Source organism: Methylobacterium brachiatum (genome assembly GCF_020523825.1).
Taxonomy (GTDB): domain Bacteria; phylum Pseudomonadota; class Alphaproteobacteria; order Rhizobiales; family Beijerinckiaceae; genus Methylobacterium; species Methylobacterium brachiatum.
In genome coordinates, this window is sequence record NZ_JAJALK010000050.1 from 1 (window position 1) to 1,236 (window position 1,236).

Sequence of the window (1,236 nt, forward strand, 5' to 3'; positions counted from 1 at the left end):
TTAGGGATTGGGTGCTGACGCCAAGTCCTCAGACCAGATCGAGCCCGCCACGCCCGCCATGTCCGATCCTACGTGTCAGCCGTTCGCGTTTCCATCGGTTCGAGGCAAGAAGCTCACAGCTGCCTTCGATGGCGGACGCCTGTCCTCGGACGGCGGTGTCCTGCTGCTGGCCCAGGCCGCCCGACGGTTGGGCATCGCCGAGAAGCTCGCTGCGGTGATCCCGGACCGGCGCGATCCGAGCCGGATCGTGCATCCGCTTCCCGAGATCCTTCTGGCGCGCATCCTGGCCATCGCCTGCGGTTACGAGGACGCCGACGACCTCGACCACCTGCGCGCCGATCCTGCGTTCAAGCTCGCCTGTGGGCGGCTGCCCGAGACCGGCGTCGACCTGATGAGCCAGCCCACTGTCTCGCGGCTGGAGAACACCCCCGGCCTGCGCGACCTGATCCGGCTCGGGCGGGTGCTGGTCGACCTGTACTGCGCCAGCTATGCCACGCCGCCCGAGGCCGTCACGCTGGATATCGACGACACCTGCGACGTGGTCCATGGCCAGCAGCAACTCTCGCTGTTCAACGCCCACCACGATGCGCGCTGCTTTCTCCCCATCCACGTCTACGACACTGCCACCTCACGCCCGGTGGCGATGATCCTGCGTCCAGGTAAGACGCCCTCTGGCCGCGAGGTCCGAGGCCATCTGCGCCGCCTCGTCCGAGCGATCCGCCATCACTGGCCCAAGACCGCGATCACCATCCGGGGCGACAGCCATTACGGGCGGCCCGAGGCCATGAACTGGTGCGAAGACAACGGCGTCGCTTACGTCTTCGGCCTAACCGGCACGAAGGCGCTGGCCGCCAAGGTCGAGGATATCGCCGATACCATCCGGGTCGAGCGGGCCCTCAGCAACACAGATGCCGTGCGCGGCTTTGCCGAGACCACCCACGCAGCCAAATCCTGGCGGCAGCACCGCCGCGTCGCCGCCCGCATCGAGGCGACCCGCCTCGGCCTCGACATCCGCTACGTGGTCACGAACATCATGACCGGCACGCCCGAATGGCTCTACGCCGAGCTGTACTGCGCCCGCGGACAGGCCGAGAACCTGATCAAGCTCCACAAGGGCCAGCTCGCTTCCGACCGCACCTCCTGCCGGCATCCGGCCGCGAACCAGATGCGGCTCGTGCTGCACACCGCCGCCTATTGGCTGATGCTGACCGTGCGCGACGCCATCCCGGCTCCCCA

At 67.8% G+C, this 1,236-nt stretch carries 1 protein-coding gene; it reads left to right on the plus strand.

Annotation, left to right across the window (positions count from 1 at the left end):
- Positions 1-58: 58 nt before the first annotated feature.
- A partial coding sequence (locus LGR69_RS31710; protein ID WP_230368581.1) for an IS1380 family transposase occupies positions 59-1,236 on the plus strand: 1,178 nt, incomplete at its 3' end.